This window comes from Microbacterium sp. NPDC055910, from assembly GCF_042271185.1.
Classification (GTDB): Bacteria; Actinomycetota; Actinomycetes; order Actinomycetales; family Microbacteriaceae; genus Microbacterium.
The window spans coordinates 94,129-117,453 of record NZ_JBHJZS010000007.1; the positions used below are offsets into that span (position 1 = coordinate 94,129).

The 23,325-nt window shown below is 65.6% G+C and carries 24 protein-coding genes and 2 pseudogenes; 11 read left to right on the forward strand and 15 right to left on the reverse strand.

Annotated elements, in window-relative coordinates; genetic code table 11:
- Nucleotides 1-696 precede the first annotated feature (696 nt).
- Both ACFC3F_RS05465 and ACFC3F_RS05470 read right to left on the reverse strand, forming a co-directional pair.
- Nucleotides 697-1,395 carry an RraA family protein gene (locus ACFC3F_RS05465; protein WP_282837949.1) on the reverse strand — a complete coding sequence of 233 codons (699 nt, stop codon included), beginning with the start codon at nucleotides 1,393-1,395 and terminating at the stop codon, nucleotides 697-699.
- A 297-nt stretch (nucleotides 1,396-1,692) separates the two neighbouring features.
- Nucleotides 1,693-2,253, reverse strand: coding sequence for a hypothetical protein (locus ACFC3F_RS05470; protein ID WP_282837950.1), 561 nt, complete (start codon nucleotides 2,251-2,253; stop codon nucleotides 1,693-1,695).
- Nucleotides 2,254-2,592: 339 nt separating this feature from the next.
- Here ACFC3F_RS05470 and argS point away from each other — a divergent pair, with 339 nt between their 5' ends.
- On the forward strand, nucleotides 2,593-4,260 hold the full coding sequence (argS, locus tag ACFC3F_RS05475; RefSeq protein ID WP_376127429.1) for an arginine--tRNA ligase: 1,668 nt from the start codon (nucleotides 2,593-2,595) through the stop codon (nucleotides 4,258-4,260).
- 319 nt (nucleotides 4,261-4,579) lie between these two features.
- Here the strand turns inward: argS and ACFC3F_RS05480 are convergent, their stop codons facing one another.
- The 4 genes and pseudogenes from ACFC3F_RS05480 to ACFC3F_RS05495 all read right to left on the reverse strand — a co-directional run.
- Nucleotides 4,580-5,590: an aldo/keto reductase gene (locus tag ACFC3F_RS05480; RefSeq protein ID WP_376127431.1), complete on the reverse strand. Its 1,011-nt coding sequence runs from the start codon at nucleotides 5,588-5,590 to the stop codon at nucleotides 4,580-4,582.
- Between the two features lie 70 nt (nucleotides 5,591-5,660).
- On the reverse strand, nucleotides 5,661-6,254 hold the full coding sequence (locus ACFC3F_RS05485) for a molybdopterin-dependent oxidoreductase (RefSeq protein WP_376127432.1): 594 nt from the start codon (nucleotides 6,252-6,254) through the stop codon (nucleotides 5,661-5,663).
- A gap of 19 nt (nucleotides 6,255-6,273) precedes the next feature.
- Nucleotides 6,274-7,224 carry an MFS transporter gene (locus ACFC3F_RS05490; RefSeq protein WP_376127434.1) on the reverse strand — a complete coding sequence of 317 codons (951 nt, stop codon included), beginning with the start codon at nucleotides 7,222-7,224 and terminating at the stop codon, nucleotides 6,274-6,276.
- Nucleotides 7,225-7,285: 61 nt separating this feature from the next.
- A pseudogene (locus tag ACFC3F_RS05495) lies at nucleotides 7,286-7,768 on the reverse strand (MFS transporter); the annotation flags it as partial.
- A 61-nt stretch (nucleotides 7,769-7,829) separates the two neighbouring features.
- Between ACFC3F_RS05495 and ACFC3F_RS05500 the strand changes: the two are divergent.
- From ACFC3F_RS05500 to ACFC3F_RS05535, 8 genes and pseudogenes are all read left to right on the forward strand, one after another.
- A protein-coding gene (locus tag ACFC3F_RS05500; RefSeq protein ID WP_376127435.1) for an IS3 family transposase occupies nucleotides 7,830-9,082 on the forward strand; the annotation gives its coding sequence in 2 pieces (ribosomal slippage) (nucleotides 7,830-8,112 and nucleotides 8,112-9,082; 1,254 coding nt in all).
- Between the two features lie 18 nt (nucleotides 9,083-9,100).
- A pseudogene (locus ACFC3F_RS05505) lies at nucleotides 9,101-9,250 on the forward strand (ATP-binding protein); the annotation flags it as partial.
- Between the two features lie 130 nt (nucleotides 9,251-9,380).
- Complete coding sequence (locus tag ACFC3F_RS05510) at nucleotides 9,381-9,623, forward strand: hypothetical protein (RefSeq protein ID WP_376127437.1); 243 nt, start codon at nucleotides 9,381-9,383, stop codon at nucleotides 9,621-9,623.
- A 78-nt stretch (nucleotides 9,624-9,701) separates the two neighbouring features.
- Nucleotides 9,702-10,265, forward strand: coding sequence for a hypothetical protein (locus ACFC3F_RS05515; RefSeq protein ID WP_376127439.1), 564 nt, complete (start codon nucleotides 9,702-9,704; stop codon nucleotides 10,263-10,265).
- Nucleotides 10,266-10,365: 100 nt separating this feature from the next.
- Nucleotides 10,366-11,427 (forward strand): phosphogluconate dehydrogenase (NAD(+)-dependent, decarboxylating), encoded by a 1,062-nt coding sequence (gnd, locus tag ACFC3F_RS05520; RefSeq protein ID WP_376127441.1) that lies wholly within the window; start codon nucleotides 10,366-10,368, stop codon nucleotides 11,425-11,427.
- A 94-nt stretch (nucleotides 11,428-11,521) separates the two neighbouring features.
- Entirely contained in the window at nucleotides 11,522-12,889 is a 1,368-nt protein-coding gene (locus tag ACFC3F_RS05525) for a glucose-6-phosphate dehydrogenase (RefSeq protein ID WP_282837952.1), read from the forward strand.
- A 244-nt stretch (nucleotides 12,890-13,133) separates the two neighbouring features.
- Nucleotides 13,134-13,634: a hypothetical protein gene (locus tag ACFC3F_RS05530; protein WP_071044872.1), complete on the forward strand. Its 501-nt coding sequence runs from the start codon at nucleotides 13,134-13,136 to the stop codon at nucleotides 13,632-13,634.
- A gap of 63 nt (nucleotides 13,635-13,697) precedes the next feature.
- Complete coding sequence (locus ACFC3F_RS05535; RefSeq protein WP_376127443.1) at nucleotides 13,698-14,177, forward strand: hypothetical protein; 480 nt, start codon at nucleotides 13,698-13,700, stop codon at nucleotides 14,175-14,177.
- Between the two features lie 16 nt (nucleotides 14,178-14,193).
- Here ACFC3F_RS05535 and ACFC3F_RS05540 read toward each other — a convergent pair whose 3' ends face one another.
- From ACFC3F_RS05540 to ACFC3F_RS05555, 4 genes are read right to left on the reverse strand one after another with little or no spacing between them, the layout of a single operon-like run.
- Complete coding sequence (locus ACFC3F_RS05540; RefSeq protein WP_376127445.1) at nucleotides 14,194-15,483, reverse strand: hypothetical protein; 1,290 nt, start codon at nucleotides 15,481-15,483, stop codon at nucleotides 14,194-14,196.
- 11 nt (nucleotides 15,484-15,494) lie between these two features.
- Complete coding sequence (locus ACFC3F_RS05545; protein WP_376127447.1) at nucleotides 15,495-15,962, reverse strand: hypothetical protein; 468 nt, start codon at nucleotides 15,960-15,962, stop codon at nucleotides 15,495-15,497.
- On the reverse strand, nucleotides 15,955-16,206 hold the full coding sequence (locus ACFC3F_RS05550) for a hypothetical protein (RefSeq protein WP_376127449.1): 252 nt from the start codon (nucleotides 16,204-16,206) through the stop codon (nucleotides 15,955-15,957). Before ACFC3F_RS05550 ends, ACFC3F_RS05545 begins: the two co-directional genes overlap by 8 nt.
- A gap of 2 nt (nucleotides 16,207-16,208) precedes the next feature.
- The gene (locus ACFC3F_RS05555; RefSeq protein WP_376127451.1) at nucleotides 16,209-16,415 is read right to left on the reverse strand and encodes a hypothetical protein; all 207 of its coding nucleotides are present in this window, start codon (nucleotides 16,413-16,415) and stop codon (nucleotides 16,209-16,211) included.
- 243 nt (nucleotides 16,416-16,658) lie between these two features.
- Between ACFC3F_RS05555 and ACFC3F_RS05560 the strand changes: the two genes are divergently transcribed.
- Both ACFC3F_RS05560 and ACFC3F_RS05565 read left to right on the forward strand, forming a co-directional pair.
- Nucleotides 16,659-16,976 (forward strand): hypothetical protein, encoded by a 318-nt coding sequence (locus ACFC3F_RS05560; RefSeq protein ID WP_376127453.1) that lies wholly within the window; start codon nucleotides 16,659-16,661, stop codon nucleotides 16,974-16,976.
- A 69-nt stretch (nucleotides 16,977-17,045) separates the two neighbouring features.
- Nucleotides 17,046-17,762, forward strand: coding sequence for a helicase associated domain-containing protein (locus ACFC3F_RS05565; RefSeq protein WP_376127455.1), 717 nt, complete (start codon nucleotides 17,046-17,048; stop codon nucleotides 17,760-17,762).
- On the opposite strand, the gene ACFC3F_RS05570 is transcribed toward ACFC3F_RS05565, so the two are convergent.
- The 5 genes from ACFC3F_RS05570 to ACFC3F_RS05590 all read right to left on the reverse strand — a co-directional run bounded on the left by ACFC3F_RS05570 (nucleotide 17,763) and on the right by ACFC3F_RS05590 (nucleotide 23,112).
- Nucleotides 17,763-19,037: an AAA family ATPase gene (locus ACFC3F_RS05570; RefSeq protein ID WP_376127457.1), complete on the reverse strand. Its 1,275-nt coding sequence runs from the start codon at nucleotides 19,035-19,037 to the stop codon at nucleotides 17,763-17,765.
- Between the two features lie 50 nt (nucleotides 19,038-19,087).
- Nucleotides 19,088-20,245, reverse strand: coding sequence for a hypothetical protein (locus ACFC3F_RS05575; protein ID WP_376127459.1), 1,158 nt, complete (start codon nucleotides 20,243-20,245; stop codon nucleotides 19,088-19,090).
- Nucleotides 20,242-20,445 carry a hypothetical protein gene (locus ACFC3F_RS05580; RefSeq protein ID WP_376127461.1) on the reverse strand — a complete coding sequence of 68 codons (204 nt, stop codon included), beginning with the start codon at nucleotides 20,443-20,445 and terminating at the stop codon, nucleotides 20,242-20,244. The genes ACFC3F_RS05575 and ACFC3F_RS05580 overlap by 4 nt, the downstream gene beginning before the upstream one ends.
- Before the next feature lie 343 nt (nucleotides 20,446-20,788).
- A complete protein-coding gene (locus tag ACFC3F_RS05585) occupies nucleotides 20,789-21,985 on the reverse strand; it encodes a VWA-like domain-containing protein (RefSeq protein ID WP_376127463.1) in 1,197 nt (398 codons plus the stop codon).
- A complete protein-coding gene (locus tag ACFC3F_RS05590) occupies nucleotides 21,982-23,112 on the reverse strand; it encodes an ATP-binding protein (protein WP_376127465.1) in 1,131 nt (376 codons plus the stop codon). The genes ACFC3F_RS05585 and ACFC3F_RS05590 overlap by 4 nt, the downstream gene beginning before the upstream one ends.
- Between the last annotated feature and the right edge of the window lie 213 nt (nucleotides 23,113-23,325).

Consider the following 23,325-nt stretch of genomic DNA (forward strand, 5'->3'; position numbering starts at 1 on the left):
TTCCGCTCCAGCCGAACAGCCCGTCCTGCGGTAACCAACCCGCGCATATCAGTCTGACCACGCGTCGCCACGACACGCTCGTCAACCGAGACCACGACGCCGTCGACCCCACGAAAGAGCGCCCGGAGCTCGATCACTCCGGGCGCTCTTTCCCCTGCCACTTGACAGGAACCAGTCACATATCAGCTAACGGCCTCCTCGCTGCAGTGCAGGGAGGGTACTTGCTGGCAAAAACTTTCCGTGATGTGCAGCCCATGCGAGTGGCGCTGGACATGGCAATCGCGCAAGTTCGGATGTTTTCAACCTAGTCCGACCCCTCGTCTGGTCATTTGGCCTCCCCGCTGTAGACCGTGCGCGCGACCGAAGTTAATTATGCGGGCGTCCATTCGCGCAGGAACGCCAGCACCTTCGCATCTGGCATCTCGCATGATCGAAGAACGTCGTCTCGACGGGTGCGATACACGTTCGCGCTGATGAGGTCCTGTCCGCCCAGCTCCGCCGCAGTGACACTAATACTTCGACCTCCAACCCGAGTCGTCCGGGACAAGCCGTAGGCGCGCCCTCGATAGCTGGCACGTGTCCAGCCCTCAGGAATTCTCTCCACCAAATCTGCCAGACGCGGGGACCCGAGGCTTGCTGATGTGCCACCGTCGTGGACGGATGGGATCTCCTGAGGGCTCGATTCGCTGTCACCCATCACCGCTCGTCTCCGGCAGCGGCAGTCATGCCCTTTCGGGCGATGTCGATACGGTGAGATGCATCCTCGCGTCGAATCTGATGAGCAGTTTCAAGCACGTTGTCGATGTCCGCTTCCGGGATGAACACGGCTCCAGACGAGTCGCAGAATACGTACTGGTGCGGGTATGCGCCGACGCCGCCGATGACTACCGGCACGTTCGATTGGAAGGGGGTCACGTCGCCACCGCCCCACGCGACCGCTTCGCCTGAACACCACGCCGCGTACGGTTCGTTGACCAGCTCGTCAAAATCACGCAGGCGCCCGTCGGTTAGCACCCCCGCCAGGCCTGCGGTGGTGACGCGTGACAGCTTTGTTCCGCCAGCGAGCGACGTCGACGTGTACCCGTTACTCGCCATGACGAGAACCGTGTGCGCGGGATCGCTTCCTCCGCCGTGCACGGCCTCGTGAAATAGTCGGTCAAAGTTGAAATCGTCCGGATTCAGTCTTGATCTGCATGCGGGGAAGAATGAGATCGTCACAACTCTGCCAAAGAGCGTGCGACTCGGTACTGGACTTACAAGGCCGGTGAGGTGCGCCCGGTGACGGTGCTTCCGGCCGACGGCGTCCGTCACGTCAGCACAGCTCAATCCCGCAGCCAACTCCGCTCGTCGGATGTCGACATTCTGGTCGCGGGCGTCAACTGCATTGTCCTCCACGGCAACACTCTTCTCAGGCGACCCGCGACGGAGGTGATGACGTTAACGCTCCAGCTTCAGACTTTGCCGGACCGCTGAGATCACACGCAGTCCATCCGTGACAGCGGCATCGCACATTGTCGGGCGCCAGTCCTCGATCATCGCGTGAGGCGCCGCCGCCCGGACGAACGTGCTGGACGGCGCACGTTGGCTTGTCGCGGCTGAGTGGGTGTGGGGAAGTCGTCGTAACGGCTGTTTTCACCTTTTCTGAGGCTCGCTGCCCGCGTGAGAGGGCCGGATGGGCCGGATGCTGCAAGGTCAGCACGAGTCAGCCCATACTCGAGCGGGCGCATCAGTCTTCGTGACATCGAAGATGGCGTCTGCGGCGGCCCTGGGTGCACTGTCCCGGCTGTAGCGAATCTGTGCTTCGAGTGATTCGTCGCTGAGACGGGTGTCGCCCTCTAGCCACACCCCGAAATGCCAAACTCCCCGCAGTTCTGGTCGCAGGAGGAATCGGCCGTCGACGATCAGCACCGCGTCGCTAGGAATCACCGTCTCTGAGGTATCTGTGGACAGGTCGCCGTCACGGAAATGCGAGACGATGTCGCGCAGCCGACTGTAGTCGTCGTCGGCGAGATAGCCCTCATGCCGAGGAAACGAGAGATTACACCCTTGCGCGGGATCGGAGGTCGCCGTACTTGTCGACCGGACAACTACCCGCGACCTGGCTCTGATCGCCTCCGCCAGCGAGAGAGCAAACCCACCGGATACTTGTGCATCAACTCCGTCGATCGCGATGAGAACGCGCCCCCGTGGGTGGTGCTGGATGATCTCGCCGACGAGATCATCAAAGATGGTTGCACTTTCGGCCGTTGTCATGAGGGTCAGTATCCGGCACGCACAGTTGCTGTCGCAACGGCTATTGGCCCAGCAGGACCAGTTTAGCGATGTAGCTTCAGCGCGCCCCGCGTCAAGATGAGCCTTGGCCCGTAGGCCGGTGTCCGGCAGCACGCCTCCGATGGCAGCGTATGTTGGTCCTGTTGGGCCAGTTCTGGGGATGGTGTTATCCAAACTCCTGGAACCTTCTCATCCCAGAAATGGACCGAGAAGTTGCTTCACCGGCCCATCCCACCGCGATTCTCGTGTCCGGGCTGCAACTAATGGACTTTCCCAGGGTGCCGGAGGGCAACATGACGGCGACCATAGACTGGCCCGGTCATGAATCCTGACGCTCTCGCCGAAGCCCTGCTCGCCGTGATCATTCCGCTTGCGGAGGCACGGCGCTCCGGATCGACAGAGAATCTAAGCGTCGCTGACCTCCTGCTGGGCCGGCCGAAGAACCGCGACCACGGTGACTGGGCCTCCAACGCTGCGCTCAAGCTCGGCAAAACGGTCGGAGCGAATCCGCGGGAGTTCGCGGCCGAGATCGCAGAGGCCCTGACGGCGACTCCCGGTGTCGCGACCGTCGAAGTGGCCGGCCCCGGCTTCATCAACATACGACTGGAGACCGCGGCAGCTGGGTCGGTGGCGCGGGTGATCGTCGAGGCCGGCGCGGCCTTCGGCACCAACGACTCGCAGCGTGGCAACTCGATCAACGTCGAGTTCGTCAGCGCGAATCCGACCGGTCCGTTGCATATCGGCCACACCCGCTGGGCGGCGCTCGGTGACTGCATCGCGCGACTGCTTCGTGCCAGCGGTGCGACGGTCGTCCGGGAGTTTTACATCAACGACGCTGGTGTGCAGATGGATCGTTTCGGCCGCTCGGTGATCGCGGCGGCGAAGGGCGAGCCCGCACCGGAAGGCGGCTATTCCGGGGCGTACGTTGACGAGTTGGCGCGGCGGGTCATCGCGGCGCGGCCCGACTTGCTCGGCTTCGACGACGCTGAGCAGATGACCACTGCGCGTGATCTCGCGTACGGCTTCCAGCTCGCCGAGCTGCAGGCCTCACTCGCAGCCTTCCATGTGGCCTTCGACGTCTGGTTCTCCGAGCGAGACCTGCACGCGGCCGGCACCGGCGGGGCTCCCAGCCTCGTCGAACAGGCGGTGGGCCGATTGCGGGCGCAGGGCCACGTCTTCGATGCTGATGATGCGGTGTGGGTGCGCACCACCGAGTTCGGCGATGACAAGGACCGAGTGATCCGTCGATCCAATGGCGAGTACACGTACTTCGCTGCTGACGCCGCGTACTACCTCAATAAGGGCGACCGCGGCTTTGCGCACAAGATCTATCTCCTCGGAGCTGATCATCACGGCTACGTTCATCGGCTAAAGGCACTCGCCGGTGCCGCCGGGGACGACCCGGAGAAGGACATCGAGGTGCTGATCGGCCAGCTGGTGTCGGTCAATGGTGCAAGGCTCTCCAAGCGCGCCGGGAACATTATTGAGATGGACGACCTTCGTGAGTGGCTTGGGACCGATGCATTGCGATACTCGCTGGCACGCTACCCGGCCGACTCGCCGCTCACGCTTGACCCCGAGTTGCTGCGCAAGCGGACGAACGACAACCCCGTCTTTTACGTGCAGTATGCGCACGCCCGTACGCATAACGTCGGACGTAACGCGGCCGCATCAGGTGTCGACCGCTCGGAGTTCGCGCCCGAACTGCTCGACCACCAGACGGAGGCCGCACTTCTGGGCGCCCTGCAGGAGTTCCCGCGCATCGTCGGCTTTGCTGCGGAGTTGCGCGAGCCGCACCGCGTCGCGCGCTATCTGGAGGAGCTGGCCGGACTGTACCACCGCTGGTACGACATGTGCCGCGTGATCCCACTCGGCGACGGACCCATCGAAGCCGTGCACCGAACGCGGTTGTGGCTGAATGACGCGAGCGGTCAGGTTCTGCGCAACGGACTCGACCTTCTCGGCGTCGACGCGCCTGAACGGATGTAGCGCGAAGGACCACGACGGCCGCCGAGGCGGAGGCCGGGCATCACTGCATGCGGGACGATCACGATTTCCGACGCCGGGACTTCGATCGCGTGTGTGGCGGTAACTGGCGGCGACATCACGGCCGATGAGCTTCGCGACTGATTCGGCCGACTGGCCGATCTCGTCGCCGAGGACTCGCCGCGGGGCCGACGCTGAGACAGCTGACGTTCTCGGGGGGATTAGGTCGTCGCGGACCTCGACGAGAACTGCACGACTATCACCGATCCCGTGGGGGAGGGGACGGCTGCCCGAAGGCCCAGCACATGAGGGCTCAGGCCGGTCAACTCCACGTGCGTGCGGCTCGCTCCGCCCAATATCTGTCCGTGGGGATCAACAGTCGGTCGAGTTCTGCGGCGTCCATGATCAACGGTTGGGCACTCGTATTGCTTATCAATTGAGTGGGGGTTACCGCACCGCTGAGGATGATGTGAGCCCAGCTTTGCGCGAGGGCCACGCCGATTGCGAGCGCGTCGCTGGTGGTGCCAGCCGCAGCCGCGAGGCGGTCCACCTCGGGTGTCCCACCTGGCGCGAGGCGACCGTTGGCCATGGCTTCCTTCACGATGACCGTCCACCCGTGGTCGGCAGCGGTCTCGAGAGATCGCTGTGCCGATCGTTCGAGCAGGTTCCATGTGGTCTGCACAGCGGAAAACGGCGATGATGGAAGGCTCAGCGCTGTGTCGATGGCCTGTGCTTGATACGGGCCGCTGGTGGTGAGCCCGACTTGCGTGCCCTCGTCCGTCACAGCTCTCAGCCGCGCGAGCAGAGCGGGATCGCTGAGCGCCGGGCTGTCAGGAGTTACGGAGTGGACCAGATAGAAATTTGGAGTGCTCCCAAGGGCGGCACGGCTCTGGGGCCACTGCTTCTCGAGCATCTCAAGACTGTGTTCTTTGCGTTCGTGGACTGTCGCTTTGGGGTCCCATCCGGCAACGTACTCGTACCCCCATTTTGAGCTGACCAAGAGTTGACCGCGGCGAGTCGGGTGCAAGGTGAGCCATGCTCCCAGGAAGTCTTCCGCGTGCCCGTACGAGGGGGCGCCGTCAAGGAACCGGATGCCGAGTCGCCACGCAGCATCCAACACCTCGAACGTCCGGGCACGCATGGCGTCGACGCTTCGGTCGCCAGGAGCGCCGAAGGCATCGGTTCTGCCCGCCGTGAGGTAGACCGGTCGTCCGAGAGCCGCGAGTCCAAGCCCAATCCTGCCTATCTCCTGGCTGTGATCTGCCTCGCTCTTCGCGTGTGCGCGAGGTTCTTCGCGGCCGGCATGGTCAGCGACTTCGTTGTGCGCGGTCATGTTCTCCTCCGTTTCGTGCCTCACGACGCTGAGCTCCAACACAGCTGGCGACCCGTCCTGCCCGTATGGGTCACGAGTAGCGCTCCTCCTGCCACGGATCACCGCGGAGGTGGTATCCGTTCCGTTCCCAGAACCCGGGCTCGTCGCTGGGAATCATCCGAATCTCGCGGACCCACTTGGCGCTCTTCCAGAAGTAGAGATGGGGCACGAGAAGACGCGCGGGTCCGCCGTGCTCATCAAACAAGGGCTCACCTTCTGCCTCGGTGGCGATCCAGGCCTGGCCGTTGAGCAGATCCTTGAGGGGCAGATTGGTGGTGTAGCCGCCATGGCTTCGGACCATGGCGTAGTCATAGGACGTCTTGACGTCCTTGAATAGCCGGTCCAGGGAGACTCCGCGCCACGCCATGTCGAGTTTCGACCAGTGGGTGACGCAGTGTATGTCGGCGACGATGTCTTCCACGCCCACGTCTTGGAGCGCGTTCCAGTCCCATCGGTGCTCGTTGCCCGTCTCGGTCGTGATGGTGAACGTCCACTCGTGCGCTCCGATATCGGGCGTCAGGCCAGCGGTCAGGACCGGCCAGTCGTCGACGACTGTCTGGCCCGGTGGCACCCGTGAATCGTCGTCGCCGCGACGCCCACCGAATCTGCTGTTGATCACTCCCATCGGATAGCTCCTTCGTTTGTCACCTGGGTCTTGGGTGTGCTCGTGCGACGCCGACAGCCACGGGGATATCCGACGCTGTGCAGGGCTCAGCCGTGACCATCGTTTTGGTCAGAGAATTCGGCTCGATCACAGTGCGGATCCCGGCCCATGACACGAGAGCGCCCGCACCGAGAAGTGCTGCCGTGACGACAGCGGCGCGGTGAAACCCTGAGAGGTCGATTTGCCCTCCGACGATCACGGCGAGCAAAGCAACAATGACGAGACTGGAAAGTCGGGCAACCGCGTTGTTGATCGCCGACGCGGTTCCGGAGCGTTCGATGGGCACCGAGCCGAGCACGGCGCTCGTCAGCGGCGAGACGGTCACCGTGAGGCCGGCTCCGAACACGATGACGCCAGGCAGCACTTGCAGCCAGTAGTTGAAGTCGACTGACACGGTGAGAAGCATTAGCGAGCCAAGGGCCATCATGATCGGCCCGACGGTCATGAACAGTCGTGGTCCGAAGCGACCACTGAGCGAACCGATGGCGGAACTTCCAAGGATCATGATGATCGTCATGGGCAGCGATGCCAGCCCGGCAGCGGTCGCAGAGAGGCCAACCGACTGCTGCAGGAAGATGGCCAGGGCGAACCCGTTTAGTGACAGGGCTGCGTAAACGAAAATCGTGGCCAGATTTCCGCTCGAGAAGTTTCGCTTCTTGAACAGCTCCAGCGGCACGATCGGGTGTGAACCATATCGCTGCCGGGCGATGAAGGCGAGGAAAAGCGCGGCACCCCCGATCAGGCATCCGAGCACGAGAGGCTCGGCCCAGCCTTGGCTCGGTCCCTCGATCAGCGCAGTCACGAGACCGCCCAGGCCCAAAGCGCATAGCGCCGCCCCGAGAATGTCGACTCGCCCGCCCGTCGGTACGTCGCGCAGTTTCACCACGGCGACGAGGACCAGGACGATCACGATCGGTAGCAGGTTGATCACGAAAAGCCAACCGCCACGACAGGAAGTCCGAGAGCAGTCCGCCGACTATGGGGCCGACAATGGAGGCCATGCTTGTGGCGGCAGTCCAAATGCCGATCGCCCGAGCCTGGGCAGCACCGCGGAACGTGGACGTGATCAATGCGAGCGAGCTCGGTACCAGGAACGCGCCCGCGGCGCCCTGCACGGCCCGGAAACCAACGACCAGTTCCACGGTTGGTGCGAGGGCGATGGCCGTGGAGGCAACCGCAAACCCGACTAGACCTACGCGAAGCACCAGAGCGCGACCCAGCGAGTCGCTGACAGAGCCAGCGACGAGGATCAGCGAACCGAGCGTGACCAGGTAGGCGTTGATCATCCACTGCTGCCCCACGAGACCCCCACCGAGGTCGTCGGTGATTCTGGGCAGCGCGACCGTGAGGACCGTTCCGCTCATGAAGACGACGAACGATGCTCCCACTGCGATCGAGAGCACGAGCCGTTCGTGGCGGGACACACCCGTCACCTTACGCCCAGCCTTCCGGACCAACCAGTCCAACGACAACATTTCCACGTCCTGAGTCACCCCGGTGTGTCCGGAGGGCAGATTCCTTGGAAGGATCTGTCTTATGGGACGTCCCAGTAAGTACCCGCGTGAGCTTCGTGAGCGCGCTGTCCGTATGGTCGCCGAGGTGCGGCCCGATTATCCGAGCGAGTATGCCGCGATGACGGCGGTGGCGGGGATGCTCGGTATCGGTTCGCCGGAGACGATCCGGACGTGGATTCGCCGGCGTGAGGTCGATGCCGGCGACCGGGCGGGTGTCACGACCGACGCGCAGGCCGAGATCAAGAAGCTGAAGCGGGAGAACGCCGAGTTGCGGCGGGCGAACGAGATCTTGAAGGCGGCTTCGACTTTCTTCGCGGCCGAACTCGACCGGCCACACCTGCGTTAGTCGCCTTCATCGAGGCGCACAAGGACCGCCGGGATGGTGGGCTGCGATGGGGTGTCGAGTCGATCTGCGCCGTGCTGAGCCAGCATGACGTGAAGATCGCCCCATCGACCTACTACGACGCGAGGCGCCGCGGCCCCTCACCCCGGGGGGTGTCGGACGAACGGTGGAAGTCGATCGTCCTGGCGACGTGGCAGAAGCAGCGAAAGCTCCTCGGCGCCCGGAAACTCTGGCTGAGGCTCCGTCGTGATGGGCACGATATCGCCCGCTGCACGGTCGAACGCCTCATGCGAGAACTGGGCATCGCCGGTGTGATCCGCGGGCGCCGGAAGCGTCCGGTCGATGCGGACCCGCGGGAGACCAGACCAGCTGATCTCGTCGACCGGCATTTCGCGAGATTCCGCACGAACCAGCTCTGGGTCGCCGACTTCACGTATGTCTGGACATGGTCCGGGTGGGTCTACGTCGCGTTCGTGTTCGACGCGCACTCCCGCCGCATCCTCGGCTGGCGCGCCGCCACTTCGATGACGACACCGTTGGTTCTGGACTGTCTCGAAATGGCGCTCTGGACGCGTCGTCGTGAGGGCATCGCTGGGTTCGCCGGCCTCACCCATCACACGGATGCGGGCAGCGTTTACACGTCGATTTCCTTCACGGATCGGCTCGTGGATGAGGGCATCGACGCGTCCGTCGGCAGCGTCGGCGATGCGTATGACAATGCCCTCGCGGAGTCGCAGATCGGGCTCTACAAGTCCGAGCTCATCCACCACGAAGGCCCCTGGCGCGACGTCGACCAGGTCGAGGTTGCCACCGCGAGCTGGGTGCAGTGGTTCAACACCGAACGCACCCACAGCTCGATCGATGACCTCACCCCCGTAGAGGCCGAGCAGCTCGACTACGCTCACACCGAACCCCTCGAACGAACGGGCTGACACCAGCAAAACGCTCTCCGAACATGCCGGGGTGACTCATTCCGCCTCCTCGAACGACTCTTCCCTCAGATCAACCGGGTCCTCAAGATCAACCAGCTGGACACCATCACGGACGACGTCATCGAGGCCGCCGCCAGCACCCTCGTCATTGGCAACCAGCGACACTAAGCGATCACAGAACACCGCCAAAAAGCGCCAACTCCACAGGGAACCGTGGCGGAGCGTGCACTCGGCCGTTTGGCACTCCGGCGATTTCTTCATCGTTCAGAATGAGCGCGCCAACGGACCCTTCGACACGATGAGCTTCCTCGGATGGGACGCCGACCGTTCGACCTACTTTTCATGGAGCATCGAGAATCACGGATTCGCGCGTGAGTATCTCGTCACCGTCGACGGAGACGTCTGGACCCTCACCGGCGACGAGGAGCGCGCCACCATCACGTTCAACGATGACGGACGCACTCAAACCCATCACTGGGAGTTCAGGCCGGAAGGCGAGTGGATCACGCTCTGCAATCGCGTTGCAACCCGCATCACCTGAGGATCCGCCGCCCGAGTGTCATGACAGCATGAGTGCGTGACAGAGTCCACACCACACGAAAGAGGGGTTTGACCGACCATGCGCATCAACGTGGATGAACTTCTCTTGGGCGTCGCCGGGGTCTCAGCGACCTTGCTCGGAACATTCATTGTGGGAGTGTTCTTCTATATCGACACCGATATGCACCGCCGACTCATGGCGTCGGATACGGCCGATCGCTATCTGCGTTCGGGTGTGCGTTGGGTCTTCGTCGTCTACGCGTTGGCACTCTTCGCATCATTGGCTCTCGCGGCGTTGGACACGATCTGGGGTGCCGCGGCGTTCATCGCCCTGAGTGCGATATTGGCGGTCTCCACGGTCGACACGGGGCGGCGAATGTTGATGAAGGGCGGATCCGGCGATTCGTCGGCACTCCTGGTCAATCAATGGACGAGCACGGCGGCCGTCGTCGTGTTGATCGTTCTTCCCTGGATCATCGGAGGATGGGCGCCTCCCACGTCCGCTTTCGTCCCGTCGATCCTCATCGCCCTTGCCGCTGGCTTCACAAGCACAGCGGCCTTGATCATGTCGCAATTCGATGCAACCGCAGCGATGGTCGATTCGAGTGGCCCAGACCACGAACCGGAGATTGCCGAGTCGTAGACGAGCTCGGTCTTCCCCGGTGCTATTTCCCGGGACGACCTCGCCGTAGACTCCGGTGATCCGCCGCCTGGGTGGGGTCGATCGAGTAATCGGAGGAAGCATGCGGCTGGGAATGGTCGGCCTCGGCCGGATGGGTGCGAATCTCGCGCGGAGGCTGATGCGGGACGGTCACGACACCGTGGTCTTCGACGTCGCCGAAGCGGCGGTCACAACTCTCGAAAGTGAGGGGGCGGAGGGCAGCCGCAACATCGAGGAGATGGTTGCGAAGCTGCCGGCGCCACGTGTCGTGTGGCTGATGATCCCCGCAGGACTCACGGGAAAGGTAGTCGACCAGGTCGCCGATGTACTCGAGCCCGGCGACATCATCATCGACGGCGGCAACTCCAACTACAGAGATGACGTCCGCCGGGCCGCGAAGCTGAAGGAGCGTGGCATCCACTACGTCGACGTCGGCACGAGCGGCGGCGTGTTCGGACTGGAGAGGGGCTACTGCCTCATGGTGGGCGGCCCCGACGAGGCGGTATCGGTGATCGAGCCGATCCTCAAGACGATCGCACCCGGGCCGGGCGAGATCCCTCGAACTCCCGGTCGGGAAGGCGACTACGCGCCGGAGGAGCAGGGCTACCTGCACTGCGGGCCGTCGGGCGCGGGGCACTACGTGAAGATGGTGCACAACGGCATCGAGTACGGAATCATGGCGGCGCTGGCGGAGGGGCTGAACATCCTCGACAACGCGGATGCCGGCATCCGAGAGTCCGAGCATTCCGCCGAGGTCGCACCACTGGAGGAGCCGGAGTTCTACCAGTTCACGGTCGACACTCCGAAGGTCACCGAGCTGTGGCGTCGCGGATCGGTCATCTCCTCATGGCTGCTCGACCTGACGGCTGCGGCGCTGGAGGAGAATCCGACGCTGGACGGTCTCGCGGGTCGCGTGTCGGACTCGGGCGAGGGGCGATGGACGATCAAGGCCGCTGTCGACACCGGAGTGCCTGTCCCGGTGCTCGCGGCGGCACTGTTCGAGCGCTTCGCCTCCCGCGGTGAGGATCACTACGCGAACCAGCTGCTCTCGGCGATGCGCCTGCAGTTCGGCGGGCACGCCGAGCTTCCCGCCGGTGACGTGCTGGAGGCCGGCAGCCGGAAGGCGGACTCCGCCAGCGCGTGACCTCGAGCGTGTACCGGGATCCAACCGGCAGCACCGGAGGGGCTCGCGCACGAGGGGCCCTCGCGCCGGACGACCACGACCTAGCATTGGGGCTGTGACCAAGCGTCGAGCACCCAAGAGCGTGAGCCTGTTGATTCTCGGAGCCGGGGGCGACCTGACTAAGCGCCTGCTGCTCCCGGGGCTGGCGAGCCTGCTGTCGTCGCACGACTACGACGTGCAGGTGATCGGCGCGGCTCGGGAAGAGCGCACGGACGCGGAATGGCGGCAGCTGATCCGCGACAGCTTCGCGCTGGTCACCGATCCCAAGAACGCCGACCGCTACCTCGAATCCGCCCGGTATATCACGGGAGACGTGACGGATGCCGAGCAGCTTCGCAGTCTGATCGCGGCGTGCGACCACACGCCGATCATCTACTTCGCCCTGCCGCCCGCCGTCACCACCAAGGTGTGTGCCTCGCTGCGTTCGCTTGACCTCCCCGATGGCACTCGCCTCGCGCTCGAGAAGCCGTTCGGCACCGATTTGAAGTCTGCGCGCGCGCTGAACCGACAGATCGCGCAGCTTGTGCCCGAAGAGCAGGTGTTCCGCATCGATCACTTCCTGGGGATGTCGATGGTGCTGAATATCCTCGGCCTGCGCTTCGCGAATCAGTTTCTCGAGCCGGTGTGGAACAGCCGCCGCATCGAACGCGTCGAGATCGTGTACGACGAACTGCTCGGACTCGAGGGGCGCGGCGGCTACTACGACCACGCGGGTGCCCTCGTCGACATGCTGCAGAGCCATCTGCTCGAGGTCCTCGCGCTCGTCGCGATGGAGCGGCCGCCGCGGCTGAACGAGGTCGAGCTCCGATCGAATGCCTCCCAGGTTCTGCGCGCCACCCACGTGTGGGACGACGATCCGGCTACTTCCAGCCGCCGGGCCCGCTACACGGCCGGCAAGGTGGGCGAGCGATCGATGCCTTCGTACACGGATGAACCGGGGGTGGATCCGGCGCTAGAGACCGAGACGTTCGCGCAGGTCACCCTCGAGGTGGACACCGCGCGGTGGCATGGCGTGCCGTTCGTGCTGCGGTCGGGCAAGGCTCTCGGCAAGTACGTGACTCGGGTGCGCGTGCACATGCGGCCGGTGCCGGCAATCCCCGGGTTCGGCGGCGCTCCGGCGCCCGACTGCATCACGCTTGATCTCAAGTCGGGCTCAGTCGAACTCGATCTGACGATGAACGGAAGTGGCGACGCGTTCACATTGGAACGCAGCACCCTGGTTGCGAAGAAAGAGCTGGGCGACCTGCTCCCCTATGGTCAGGTGCTGCAGGGCATCGTCGAGGGTGACCCGCTGCTGTCGGTGCGGGCCGACATGGCGGAGGAGAGCTGGCGCATCTTCGAACCGGTGCTGCGCGCCTGGCGGAATGGCGAGGTCCCGCTCGAGGAGTACACGGCCGGCTCCCTCGGCCCGAAGGGCCGGTAGCTCGGATCCGCGCGGGCAGTTCTTCCGATCCGAACCGCCTACAGCTCCACTGCTAGTTGGCGGAATGTAGGAATCCGCCACTTCGCGTGGATTCCTTGTCCGTAAGTCGCTGTCAAATACCGTGGAATAGCGGAAACCTTCGCCATTTCGGGCGGGAACCTACAGAAACATCTTGGGTTGAAGAAGTGCTATCTTCGAAACGAGTGACAAAGAAGACCCATCTTCACCGGATGAAGGAAGAACAATGATCGTCGTGAATCTGCGCAAGTCCTACCGAGAGGTGCTCGCCGGCCTCAGGGATATGGAGGACGCCACTCTGGGCTGGTGGGCCGGGGTGACCGATGAGGCTGTGGAACGCTACGGCGATGTGGTCGTCGGGGTTTACAACGACCAGGTGGTCTCCGTCTATGACGTGAAGTCGCATGAGCGCCAAGAGGACGGCCGCGTCTACTTCGACGCCGAGGAGTCGGTGGAGTTCGCCTCGTTGGTGGGGCAGAAGAGCCCCGTCAAGCCGTGGGTCCGTGGCCAGGCGCGTCCGATCCAGTACGTCGACACCGACGTGGTTCGTCACGGTGACGCGCCGATCGAGGAGATCCAGGATCACCGTCGCGCTGTCGTCAGCGGATACGTCCTGACAGTCGACGCCGACGGGATCGCGACGGTGGAGCCGCCCGAGGGTGGCGTGGTCATCGTTACGGCTGCTGGTTCGAGCGGCAAGCTGCTCTCGGTGCCGGTTCGTGGTTGAGCTGATGCGAGCGTCCGTGCATCCTCGGGGGATTGCGCTCGCCGTTGCGGAAGTGGACGGCGAATGAGCTCGCTTCAATTGCCGGCTTCGTGGGATCGAGCTGGACTCGAGGAGGTGGGCTTCGCTGGCTTCGTCGCCTTCGCCGAGCTCAACACAGCCAATGTCCCCCGTTCCCCCGGCATCTACCTCGTGCTGCGAACAGCGAGCACACCGCCTCACCTACTCGAGGTGACCAGAGCACGCGCCGGAGCGGCTTACCCCCTCGAGGACTTGTCCGCTCGATGGATTGAGGGCACGCCGGTGGTCTACATCGGGAAGGCCGAGGCAAAGGCCGGCGGGCTGCGCAAGCGACTGGGCCAGTTCGCGCGAAAGGGTGCCAGTCATCAGGGTGGACGGTCCATCTGGCAGCTGGCTGATCAGGACGAGCTGCTGGTCTGTTGGGCCACAACTCCTGACGAGTCGGCAGAGGCTGTCGAGATCCACTACCGCGCAGTGTTCGCGGAGCGGTATGGGCGCTGGCCCTTCGCCAACAGGAAGCGGTAACCGGTGCGTGATTGACTCACGCAGTCTGTGAGGATGCTCCGCGGTGGGGCTTGAGCTGCATGATCCGATCAGCCTTGCCCTGTTCGATCGCCGCGGGCACCTCGCCCTTGCGGGCACCCGACCGCCCATAGAGCAAGATCTTGATCCCTGTCTTGGAGACCTGCGCGTCGGCGGCGATCGAGAGGATGGTCATGCCCGATGCCATGAGTTCTCGAACGCGTTCGCGCACGGGCTCAGCGGGGACACGGGGAGCTTGTGCGGGAATGCCCGCTTGCCGTGCTCGTCGTCGTTCCTCGTTCAGCGACGCATCCGCGCAGGAAATCTCGGCAGGGCAGTTCGAACGGTCTTTGCAACCGAGCTGGTAGCCATAGGCCGTGCCGTGATGTTTCGTCTCGATGTTCTGACCCTGCCGCCCGGCCACCCATGCGCGGTGGTACTGACGGCCTGCCTCGATGCATTCCGGGCGATCACACCCTCGAGCCCGGCAAGCGTTCGTCCCATGGGGCTTCAGCTCGCGCGGCGCCGCCGGCGTCCGCTTCACGAGGCGGTGTTGCGGCCGGCGCGGACGGGCAGGCGGTTCTGGCCTCGCGGACGCCGCATGCTCCTCCCACGCCGCCAGGGCACAGTCATACTCCGTTCGTGCGGCATCCGCTGCAGCGGAGATCGCTCCGTCCAGGGAGATCCCTGTGCTCAGGGCGATCCGGGTTTGCTCGAGCATCAGCTTGGCGCTGCGCAGAGTTGCACGGCCCCGCCGGCGATCGGCCGCCCATCCGGCCAGGTCTGCGACGTGCGCGTCAAGCGCGGAGCGATACTCCTCGAGCGCTCGCCGCCAGTCGGCCGCCTGCTCAACGGGGAGTTCGGCAGCGAGGGTCTCAGCGTTGGAAAGCCAGGCATATCCGGGGTGCACCCTTGGTGCCGCGGATTCGGGAGCTACTGGGGGTGACACCGCTGGGGTGGCGCGTGTCGGAAGTGCCACCGCGGGCGAAGCGCCGCGGCCGCGGGTGGACGATGGCTTCCGGTTGGCGGCGCGCGCTCGTGTGGTTCGCGCCTCAGCGTGACGGTCCGCGTGGGTCGCGGCTCGGTCGCGTTCTCGGACGCTGTCTCGTTCTGCTGTCTCGCGGGCGATGATCTCCTCGAGCGGGGTGCCGACGTCGATGAGGCGTTTGAAGCTCCAGTCGCCCGCGTATCTGGTGTGGATGTCGCGACAGCTGATCAGCGCGGGGCAGGCGGCTCCGCGGCATCCTTCGGTGAATCCTCGAGGTGTGCCGTGGGGGAACTGGTCGCCGATGATGTCGATCGTGTGCATTGTGCTGCTCGCTATCCGCGCAGAAGCTTCGTCTGCACGAGGAAGAGCAGTGCTGCGCGCTGGCTGTGGTTGAGGCGGGAGAAGTGTGCGGCGAGGGTGTCGAGGGCGGCGATGAACTCGTCCGGGACGCCGGCGAGCTCTTTGCGCGCGCGTGACTCGTTGGCGTCGCGTTGGTACTCGGCACGGTCGGTTGTGCGCCACTCGTTGATAGCCGCTTCGTCGTGCCATGCGCCGGAGATCTCGGGGGCGTACTGGCCCGCAGTGTAGATGTGGTCCGGTTGGCCTGCGGGTCGGTGGACGGTGACGATCGCGCCAATAGGGCTGGACGCGTAGCGCTTGAGTGTCCCGACCTGCCGCCCGGAATCGAGGATGTTGCCCACGATGGGGCGGTACCAGTGTGCGAGCTTTCCTGAGGCTGCTCGCGCTCGGCCGATGTAGACGAGCTGCTCGGTGCTTGTGGCGGGGTTGGTGTCATCCATGGTGGCTCCCTGTCAGGAGAAGCGCCGGCGGCGTGTGCTCGAGTGCGGGCTCGTCCACGTGCGGGAGGGAGAGGAGGATCGCAGTGGGGATGAGAGGGATCGCCGTGACCGGCGGTGCGGGCAGCTCTCGCGCGCACTCCATCTCGAATCCGCAGTTGCCGCAGCTGTAGGTGCCGTAGTCGTCGACGACGTCGTCCGGGATGTACATCGGGTTCGGCTCGTCGCACATGATGCAGCGCCGCATGATCAGTCCTCGACGATCCGCTGCATGGTGTCGACTATGGTGACGCGGTCCGCGGCGGGCACCGAGATCGTGCTGGTGAGCACGTATCCCGAGCGCCCGTAGTCGTCCAGCTCCTCCTGTCGCCGAGCAAGCGCCTGGTTCGTCTGAAACTCGGTGTTCGCCTCGGTGCTGAGGGCTGTTCGGATGCATCCGAAGAATGCTCTGCTCATCACTCACTCCATCTTCTTTGTATCTCTGACAGTTACAAAGTATCACGGGCCACAGACATGCGGCGAGCGGAAAGCCGAGGGCATGCCAGTGCTCACCTATAAGGGGTGGAAGCGGGCCGGAAAAGTCGACAGGTTGCTACAAGTGGTCGTGGTCGTGGTCGTGGTCGCGGTGGTGGCGGCGCAGCCCGCGATGTCGGAGCTCCTCGATAGGCTGACACTGTCAGAGATACAAAGGGAGCAAAAATGACGAAGTATCAGGAGCAGCTCGCCGATGATGTGAGCCGGCTGCGCACGGTCGTATCCGACGGCGTCACGAAGCGCACCGTCGTCACGCTGTCGGAAGGTGCCGCCGTCGAGGTGAGCGATGCGACGGAACACTTTTACGGCGTCTTTCCGTTGGTCGGGACAGTCACCGTCGGCAACGGTGTCGGGATTCACCGTGATCCGCACACGGGAAAGCCATGGTCGGCGGAAGAGGAGCACAAGCTCGAGGTCGTCGTGAAGCGCGCGTATCGCGTCGCTCGTGGCGCTCGAGCTCGAGAGGCCGCCCGGTCGCTCTAGTCCAACCCGGGATGTCGGTACCGCCCGGTAACGTGTCTAGTTATTCCGGCATAAGGGTGGTGCGAGACGATGGGCGATGTCCAACGCGAGATGGGGCGCACGCAGGAGGCCGCGTGGACGACGTTCCTCGACGAGCTCGACTGGTGGATTGGGCAGCACGGTGAAGCTCGTGTCCCACAAGCGGCCACGAGCCGTATCATCGCGGGCGTCCCGTACCCGCTCGGGCAGCGCGTGAAGAATCAGAGGATCCGGTACCGCCAGGGCACGCTGGACGCTGTCCGGACACGCGAGCTCGAGGAGCGTGCCGGCTGGTCCTGGAGCGGATATGCGTCCCGATCCGCGATGATCTGGGAACGGCGCATCGCCGCACTCCATGATTACGTGTCGGAGCACGGCAGCCTGGACGGGCTCGAGGCGGTCGACTCGCTCCTCTCCCGATGGCTCCGCGCTCAGCGCGAGGCAGCACTGACGAACTCCCAACGCCGCGAGCTCGGGAAGATCCCCGGTGCGCTCGAGCAGCGCAAAGCGAGGCTCGAGGAGTTCCTCACCGCGCTGCGCGGATGGATCGCGGCCGAGCCAGATCGCGACGCCGGCGACGTGCGATTCAGCACCGTCTTCCAGATCGGACGCCAAGTCATTCCGATCGGCCGGCGTGTGGCCTACTGGCGATCACGCTACAAGGCCGGCCAGCTCGATGAAGTCACCACTGCAGCGATCGCCTCGCTGCCCGGATGGGATTGGACACACCCGACACAGCGCCTTGCTCCCGCCGTCGTCGAGCAATGATCACGCCGCAGTGAGTTGGCCCAGCAGATCGGCGTGCGCGCGCAGGATGCGTGCGTCCGGGCGCTCTCGGAGCGCGTCGCTGAGCAGATCGCCAGATCGCTCGTCGATGATCACCGTCACGTGCGCGCGGTGCCGGGAGAGGGCGACACACAGGCGGCCGAGGTCGAGGGCGAACGGCTCGTCAACGTGATGCCCGAGAAGCGGATGGATCGCCACGACCGCCTCTCTCTGTAGACCTTGCGCCTGATTGATCGTGCCCACGAACACATCGGGCAGGTCGGCCAAACCTGCCGCGGCGAGCGCGGCCTGCTCGACATGGGGAGCGATGACGGCGACGTCGGCGGGAGTCAGCGGTCGGGACTCCCCGGGGGTGTTGACGGTTGCCGTCGCGATGAGGTCGCGGACGGTCTGAGTGGCGGTGAGGATCACGCGTGGATCGGCGGTGCCGCCCGTGGCGGGGAGCGGAGTGGCGCGGTATTCGGGGATCGGCTGGCGGTCGATTGTGAGGTTGCGTGGGGGCCGTGCGGACGTGAACGGCAGTGACGGGTAGAGCGGTGCGAGCAGGCTGGCGGTGTCGGGGCCGAATCGCCAGGTCTGGGGGAGTCGGAGGCGGGCGACGTCGGGGCCGTGCGCGGCGATGAGTGCCTGCGGTGCGGGAGTCTGAGGGCCTGTAGGGGATGCGTCCCAGCGGCGGGTGGCTCCGGTGACGACAGGAGCGATCTGACCAGGGTCGCCCACGAGGACGAACTGGTCGGCGAGGGAGCCGAGCGCGCCGAGGTCGGCGAAGGTGAGTTGGTAGGCCTCATCGATCAGGAGCACGTCGAAGTGGGTGCTGCGGTTGAGGGGCATCCACAGCCAGCGTGCCGTCGTGGCGACGATGACGCCCGCTCCGGGTTGCAGGTGACGGGCATTGGTGACGGCGACATTCGCATTCAGGGTGCGGGGTCGTTCTTTCTCGGCATCCACTTGGAGGACAGTTCGCGCTCCGGTGACGGCGGTGCGGTTGGCGACGTCGATGCTCTGCGCGCGAGTCTGCGCGGCTATCGCGACGGTCATCCCGGCGCGGGTGTGGAGTTGGTGTGCGAGCCGGGTGATCAGGTGGGTCTTTCCGGCTCCGGGAGGAGAGTCGATGACCACTGCGGCGTCGCCGCTCCACACAGCGAACAGGGCTTGCGCGAGCGTGGGATTTCTGAGGTGCTCGGTTGCGTGGGGCGGCTGCGGTGCCGGGGCAGGCGTGGGGGCTGTCGTGGTGGTCGCGGCCGGTGCTTTCCTCATACCTTCACGCTACTAGTAGCCTCCGACACCGGCAGAAGTAGACAGCAGTGTCATCCCTCTGCGGCGGCGACGATCACGTCTAGCGGAACGTCACCACGGCGAGGGACCGGGTTGCCGCGACCGGCGATCCAGTTGGTGCCGCGCCGATAGCCCGCGGCGGCGAGTCGCCGGGCGTTGGCTTGCATGTTCGGATCGACGCGGCCAGGTCGAAGCGTCAGCCGGTCGCCCGCTTTCAGATCGCCTCCCCGGCGAGGCAACCCGCTGATCGTGATGGTCAGGCGTGCGGTGGTGTCGATGCTCGCCGCGCTCACGCTCCCAGTGAGGCAGGAGACTGCCCCCGCGTTCACCGGCTCTCCAAGCCAGGCAGTGACCTTGCTGTCCACCCGCAGACGGCTGAGAGGTCGATCAGCGGCGACCACGACCGACGCCTCAGATCGGTCGATGATCGTGCCAGGAACAACGGTGCCGTCATGGGCCGCGGCGAGCGCGACGAGGGGGTCGTCGAGCCGGATGGATTCGTACCATTCGGCGGCGTGGGAGCGTCCGATCAGGCCGAGTGCGGCGTCGATGCGGGTGTCCTTGACCCACCAGGGGCGACCGGCGCTCAGGCGGTGGGTGTAGCGCTGCCAGGAGGCGGTGTCGAGGATGCTGGCGTGGAGGATGCCTGGTAGGAGCGGGCCGGAGCTTGTGCGGCGTGCGAGGTCGAGGAGCCGTTGCGGGCCGGTGGTCGTGACGCCGAGCCACTGTCCCCAGGTGTCGATCTCGCGCTCGCGGTCGGGGTGGACGCCGAGAGTCCAGCGCAGCCGTGCGGTGTCGGTGACGATGTGTACGGCGTCGGTGCCGGGGTAGTCGCGGCGCTCGTCCCACCAGCCGATCACGGGTGATGCGTCGGCGTCCGGGTACGCACGGGCAAGCGCGGTGAGGGTGGCGAGGTCGCGAGAGGTTCCGACCACGACCGGGCGACGGGGAGCGGTGACGGTTGCTCCGAGGGAGGAGAGCGCATCCAGGCCTGCCCGGTCGGTTCCGGTGATCGTGCGGCCGGTGGTGTCGTCAGCGGCGGCGAGGTAGACGTGCTCACCGTCGGTGTCCACGGTGACGGCGATGCCCCCTGTGGGCGGGATCGCGGGCGCGTAGGCGGCGATGGGGACGGGGGTGGCGGCGAGCGCTGCGCGAAGCCGAGCCCCGAGGTCGAACTGAGCGCGGCTCACGCGGTCACCGTCCCATCAGGGGCGGGGAGGGTGGTGTCTGCCACGTGCCAACCGGAGCGGATCGCGGCGGGGGTTCGAGGGTCGCCTGCGGTGGCGGTCAGGTCGTTCAGGACCGCGCCGAGGTCGGTGCCCGCGGCGACGCAGATGCGTTCCGCCAGTTGCGCGAGTGTGTGATCCAGGGTCCGTCTCGATCCGGTCATGGTGCCCTCCTCTTGCCTACTTCCAACCTACAAGGAGCCACCGACACCGGGAAAAGTAGACAACACCGGGCCGAGTCTGTCGACTCGATCAGACAGATCCACCCCTTGTAGGTGGAGCACCTGTACGGAGGGAAACGAGATGAGCCATCACCAGGGCGACGGAGTCGTGAGATCGCCGCGGCATCGAGGTCACCACAACGATGGGTACTACTCGCCCACCAGCCTCATCGGACTGGTGCGCGCCTCTGCGGTCGTCATCGGCGGGAGGCTTTTCTTGTGGGGTGGGGTCTTGCGGATCGTGTACTGCAGGAGGCCGAAGACGCAACCGATACCTGAGGATGGGTCAGAGGGCGGCGGGGACGTGGATGCCGCGCGCCCAGGCGGGGAGCCTTCGCATCCCGTGCTCGCGAGTGATCACAGCGATGAGGCGGGCGCGGGTGGGGCGGGGAGGCCAGGGGGTATCGCCGTCGGTGATGACGATGATCACGTCCGGGCTGGGGGTCAGTGACTCCGCGGCAGTGATCCCGACCGTCATGTCTGTTCCGCCGCCGCCGATCAGTTGAACGTCGCGTGCATGTCGCACGTTGCGGGCGCGGTCAGCGTGAGCGTCGCAGGCGATCACTTGGACCGTGCCGCCCACCGCTTTGATGACGCCGCCGACCTCGCTGAGCGCCGTGTCGAGGTCAGCGCGCGTCATGCTTCCCGACGTATCGATGACCACTGCCGCCGTCACCCGCGGTGCGCGCATGGCGGGAGTGACGATCCGGGGGAGGCGTCGTCGTCCAGGTCGGGTGTAGGTGTAGGTGATCCGGCCCGCGGTGAGGGCGGCGGCGCGGCGCACCATTCCGGCGAGCACCTTGCGCCAGGGAACGGTGGCCGGTGCCAGTTCCTTGCTCGCCCATCGCGCCATGCCAGCGGGGACGGTGCCGCGCCCGGAGGCTACGGTGTCGCGAATGTCGTGGGCGACCTTTCGGCGGGTGATCGTCACCTGTCCCTCGTCCAGGCCGGGCATCTGCGCGTCGCCTGGGGACGGCTCCCAGGGCTGTCGTGGGTCACCTGCGCCCGATCCGCAGCCGACGTCGGTCTGAGGCGGCTGAGGCGCGATAGCGGCGTAGTAGGACTCCTCGATGCCCGCATCCGGCAGACCGAGGCTGGCGGGGGTGACGACCCATTCCGGGAGGGGCAGGCCCGCGCGCATCAGGTCGTCGTTGATTGCGGCGTCCGCGGCGAGATTCCAGCGATCGTGATCGACGGGACCGGGGAGGGAATCGGCGCGGCCCGCGTGGTCGCGGATCAGGTGGCAGACCTCGTGTACGAGCACGGCACCGCTCATCTGCGGACCCCATTCGGCGAGCGTGGCCGGATCGGCGTACAGCCGCCAGAACCTGTCCACGGCGAAGGTCGCGAGGCCGACCGCGGCCAGCGGTCGAACGGAGAACAGCGCGTGCGCGAGGTAGGGCGCGGATTCGACGGCGGCCAGGCGGGCGGCGGCGAGCATCCGCCGCTCGTCGGCGGTCAGGGGGCGGATCGTCGGGTTCATGCTGCGACCTCCTGCGGGATCAGACCGGCGTCGCTCAGGATCGCGAGGAACGCTTTCGCGCTCGCCGGGGGACGGGTGCCGGTTGGGCGGGACTTGAGCAGCGCCCTGGCGTTCGCCGCGGCCACGTCCTGCAACCCGGCTGCCGCGGCGACCGCGAGCGGGGACCAGGCCGACAGCCAGCCTTTCTTCGTGCCGTCTGCGGTGGCATAGGCGGTGACAGCGGTGAGTGTCGCCCACGCGCGGGACGGTTCGAGACTCTCCCAGGGCACGGATGCCGGGTCGGCCAGCACGTCGGCAGGATCGGGCAGATCGTTCAGCGCACGCCAGGCGATGTACTCCGTGGCCGCGCCCTCTCCGACCAGGCCCGTCGTGGCCAGGAGTGTCGCGGGCGTGTCGCCGGGATCAAGGAACGCCAGCACGTCGGCAGTCATCGTCCAGGTGCGGTGTGAGGGCCACGCACGACCGCTCGCGGCATCCTCGCTCGGAAGCATGTGGAGCATGTCGGGGCGGGTGCGGATGAAGGACGCGACCTCAGCGCGGCTCGCGGCTCGCAGGACCGGAGAGTAGTCGAGCACACGCCCGGACGCGGGGAGTTGGAAGCCGGCCACCATGCCGTCGATCCAGTCATTCGTGGACGGCTCGTGATCGATGTGCAGGAACCGGTTGGCCATGGGCGCGGCCAAGTCCCAGCCGTCCGCGGCCTGCTCGGGCGGGTTCGCCGCCGCGACGATGCGGACTCCTCGGGAGAGGGTGAGATCGCCCACAACACGATCCAGCACGACCCGGAGTGCCGCGGCCTGTACTGCGGGCGGTGCGGTGGTCAGCTCGTCGAGGAACAGGTAGCCCTCGTCGGCCATGGCAAGCCGTGTCGCCCAGGCGGGCGCGGCCAGTTCGACGCCAGTGTCCTGCACGACGGGGAGGCCCGCGAAATCGGCTGGCTCACGAAGCGAGGCGATCACCGTCTCCATCGGCAGCCCTTCTGCCTCCGCCAGCCCCGCCAGCAGGGACGACTTGCCGACACCGGGCTTGCCCCACAGCAGCACGGCGACGCCCGCGCGGCCCGCGGCTCGCATAACGGTCAGGAGCGGGTTGCTCTCGCGGTTCAGGGTTGGCAGGTGATTGGTCATGGTGCCTGTCCTCTCAGCAGTCGTGGTCGGCGTCGTAGCCGTAGGTGATGCCCGCGGCGAAGTCGGGACCGTAGGTGACCGCGTAGTAGTCAGCGACCTTTTGGATTGCTTCTGTTTCGGTCATGGTGTGTCCCTTCCTGGGGTTTGTATCTCTGACAGTTACAGACTACGAGGGGGGTCAGACATTGGGGACCATGGGCGGCTGGTTGGGGT

What these genes read in the sequence shown, in the direction of transcription:
- ACFC3F_RS05470 (WP_282837950.1), bottom strand. Translation starts at nt 2,253, where the DNA reads ATGACAACGGCCGAAAGTGCAACCATCTTTGATGATCTCGTCGGCGAG.
- argS (WP_376127429.1), top strand. Translation starts at nt 2,593, where the DNA reads ATGAATCCTGACGCTCTCGCCGAAGCCCTGCTCGCCGTGATCATTCCG.
- ACFC3F_RS05480 (WP_376127431.1), bottom strand. Translation starts at nt 5,590, where the DNA reads ATGACCGCGCACAACGAAGTCGCTGACCATGCCGGCCGCGAAGAACCT.
- ACFC3F_RS05485 (WP_376127432.1), bottom strand. Translation starts at nt 6,254, where the DNA reads ATGGGAGTGATCAACAGCAGATTCGGTGGGCGTCGCGGCGACGACGAT.
- ACFC3F_RS05510 (WP_376127437.1), top strand. Translation starts at nt 9,381, where the DNA reads ATGAGCTTCCTCGGATGGGACGCCGACCGTTCGACCTACTTTTCATGG.
- ACFC3F_RS05515 (WP_376127439.1), top strand. Translation starts at nt 9,702, where the DNA reads ATGCGCATCAACGTGGATGAACTTCTCTTGGGCGTCGCCGGGGTCTCA.
- gnd (WP_376127441.1), top strand. Translation starts at nt 10,366, where the DNA reads ATGCGGCTGGGAATGGTCGGCCTCGGCCGGATGGGTGCGAATCTCGCG.
- ACFC3F_RS05530 (WP_071044872.1), top strand. Translation starts at nt 13,134, where the DNA reads ATGATCGTCGTGAATCTGCGCAAGTCCTACCGAGAGGTGCTCGCCGGC.
- ACFC3F_RS05535 (WP_376127443.1), top strand. Translation starts at nt 13,698, where the DNA reads ATGAGCTCGCTTCAATTGCCGGCTTCGTGGGATCGAGCTGGACTCGAG.
- ACFC3F_RS05540 (WP_376127445.1), bottom strand. Translation starts at nt 15,483, where the DNA reads ATGCACACGATCGACATCATCGGCGACCAGTTCCCCCACGGCACACCT.
- ACFC3F_RS05545 (WP_376127447.1), bottom strand. Translation starts at nt 15,962, where the DNA reads ATGGATGACACCAACCCCGCCACAAGCACCGAGCAGCTCGTCTACATC.
- ACFC3F_RS05550 (WP_376127449.1), bottom strand. Translation starts at nt 16,206, where the DNA reads ATGCGGCGCTGCATCATGTGCGACGAGCCGAACCCGATGTACATCCCG.
- ACFC3F_RS05555 (WP_376127451.1), bottom strand. Translation starts at nt 16,415, where the DNA reads ATGAGCAGAGCATTCTTCGGATGCATCCGAACAGCCCTCAGCACCGAG.
- ACFC3F_RS05560 (WP_376127453.1), top strand. Translation starts at nt 16,659, where the DNA reads ATGACGAAGTATCAGGAGCAGCTCGCCGATGATGTGAGCCGGCTGCGC.
- ACFC3F_RS05565 (WP_376127455.1), top strand. Translation starts at nt 17,046, where the DNA reads ATGGGCGATGTCCAACGCGAGATGGGGCGCACGCAGGAGGCCGCGTGG.
- ACFC3F_RS05570 (WP_376127457.1), bottom strand. Translation starts at nt 19,037, where the DNA reads ATGAGGAAAGCACCGGCCGCGACCACCACGACAGCCCCCACGCCTGCC.
- ACFC3F_RS05580 (WP_376127461.1), bottom strand. Translation starts at nt 20,445, where the DNA reads ATGACCGGATCGAGACGGACCCTGGATCACACACTCGCGCAACTGGCG.
- ACFC3F_RS05585 (WP_376127463.1), bottom strand. Translation starts at nt 21,985, where the DNA reads ATGAACCCGACGATCCGCCCCCTGACCGCCGACGAGCGGCGGATGCTC.
- ACFC3F_RS05590 (WP_376127465.1), bottom strand. Translation starts at nt 23,112, where the DNA reads ATGACCAATCACCTGCCAACCCTGAACCGCGAGAGCAACCCGCTCCTG.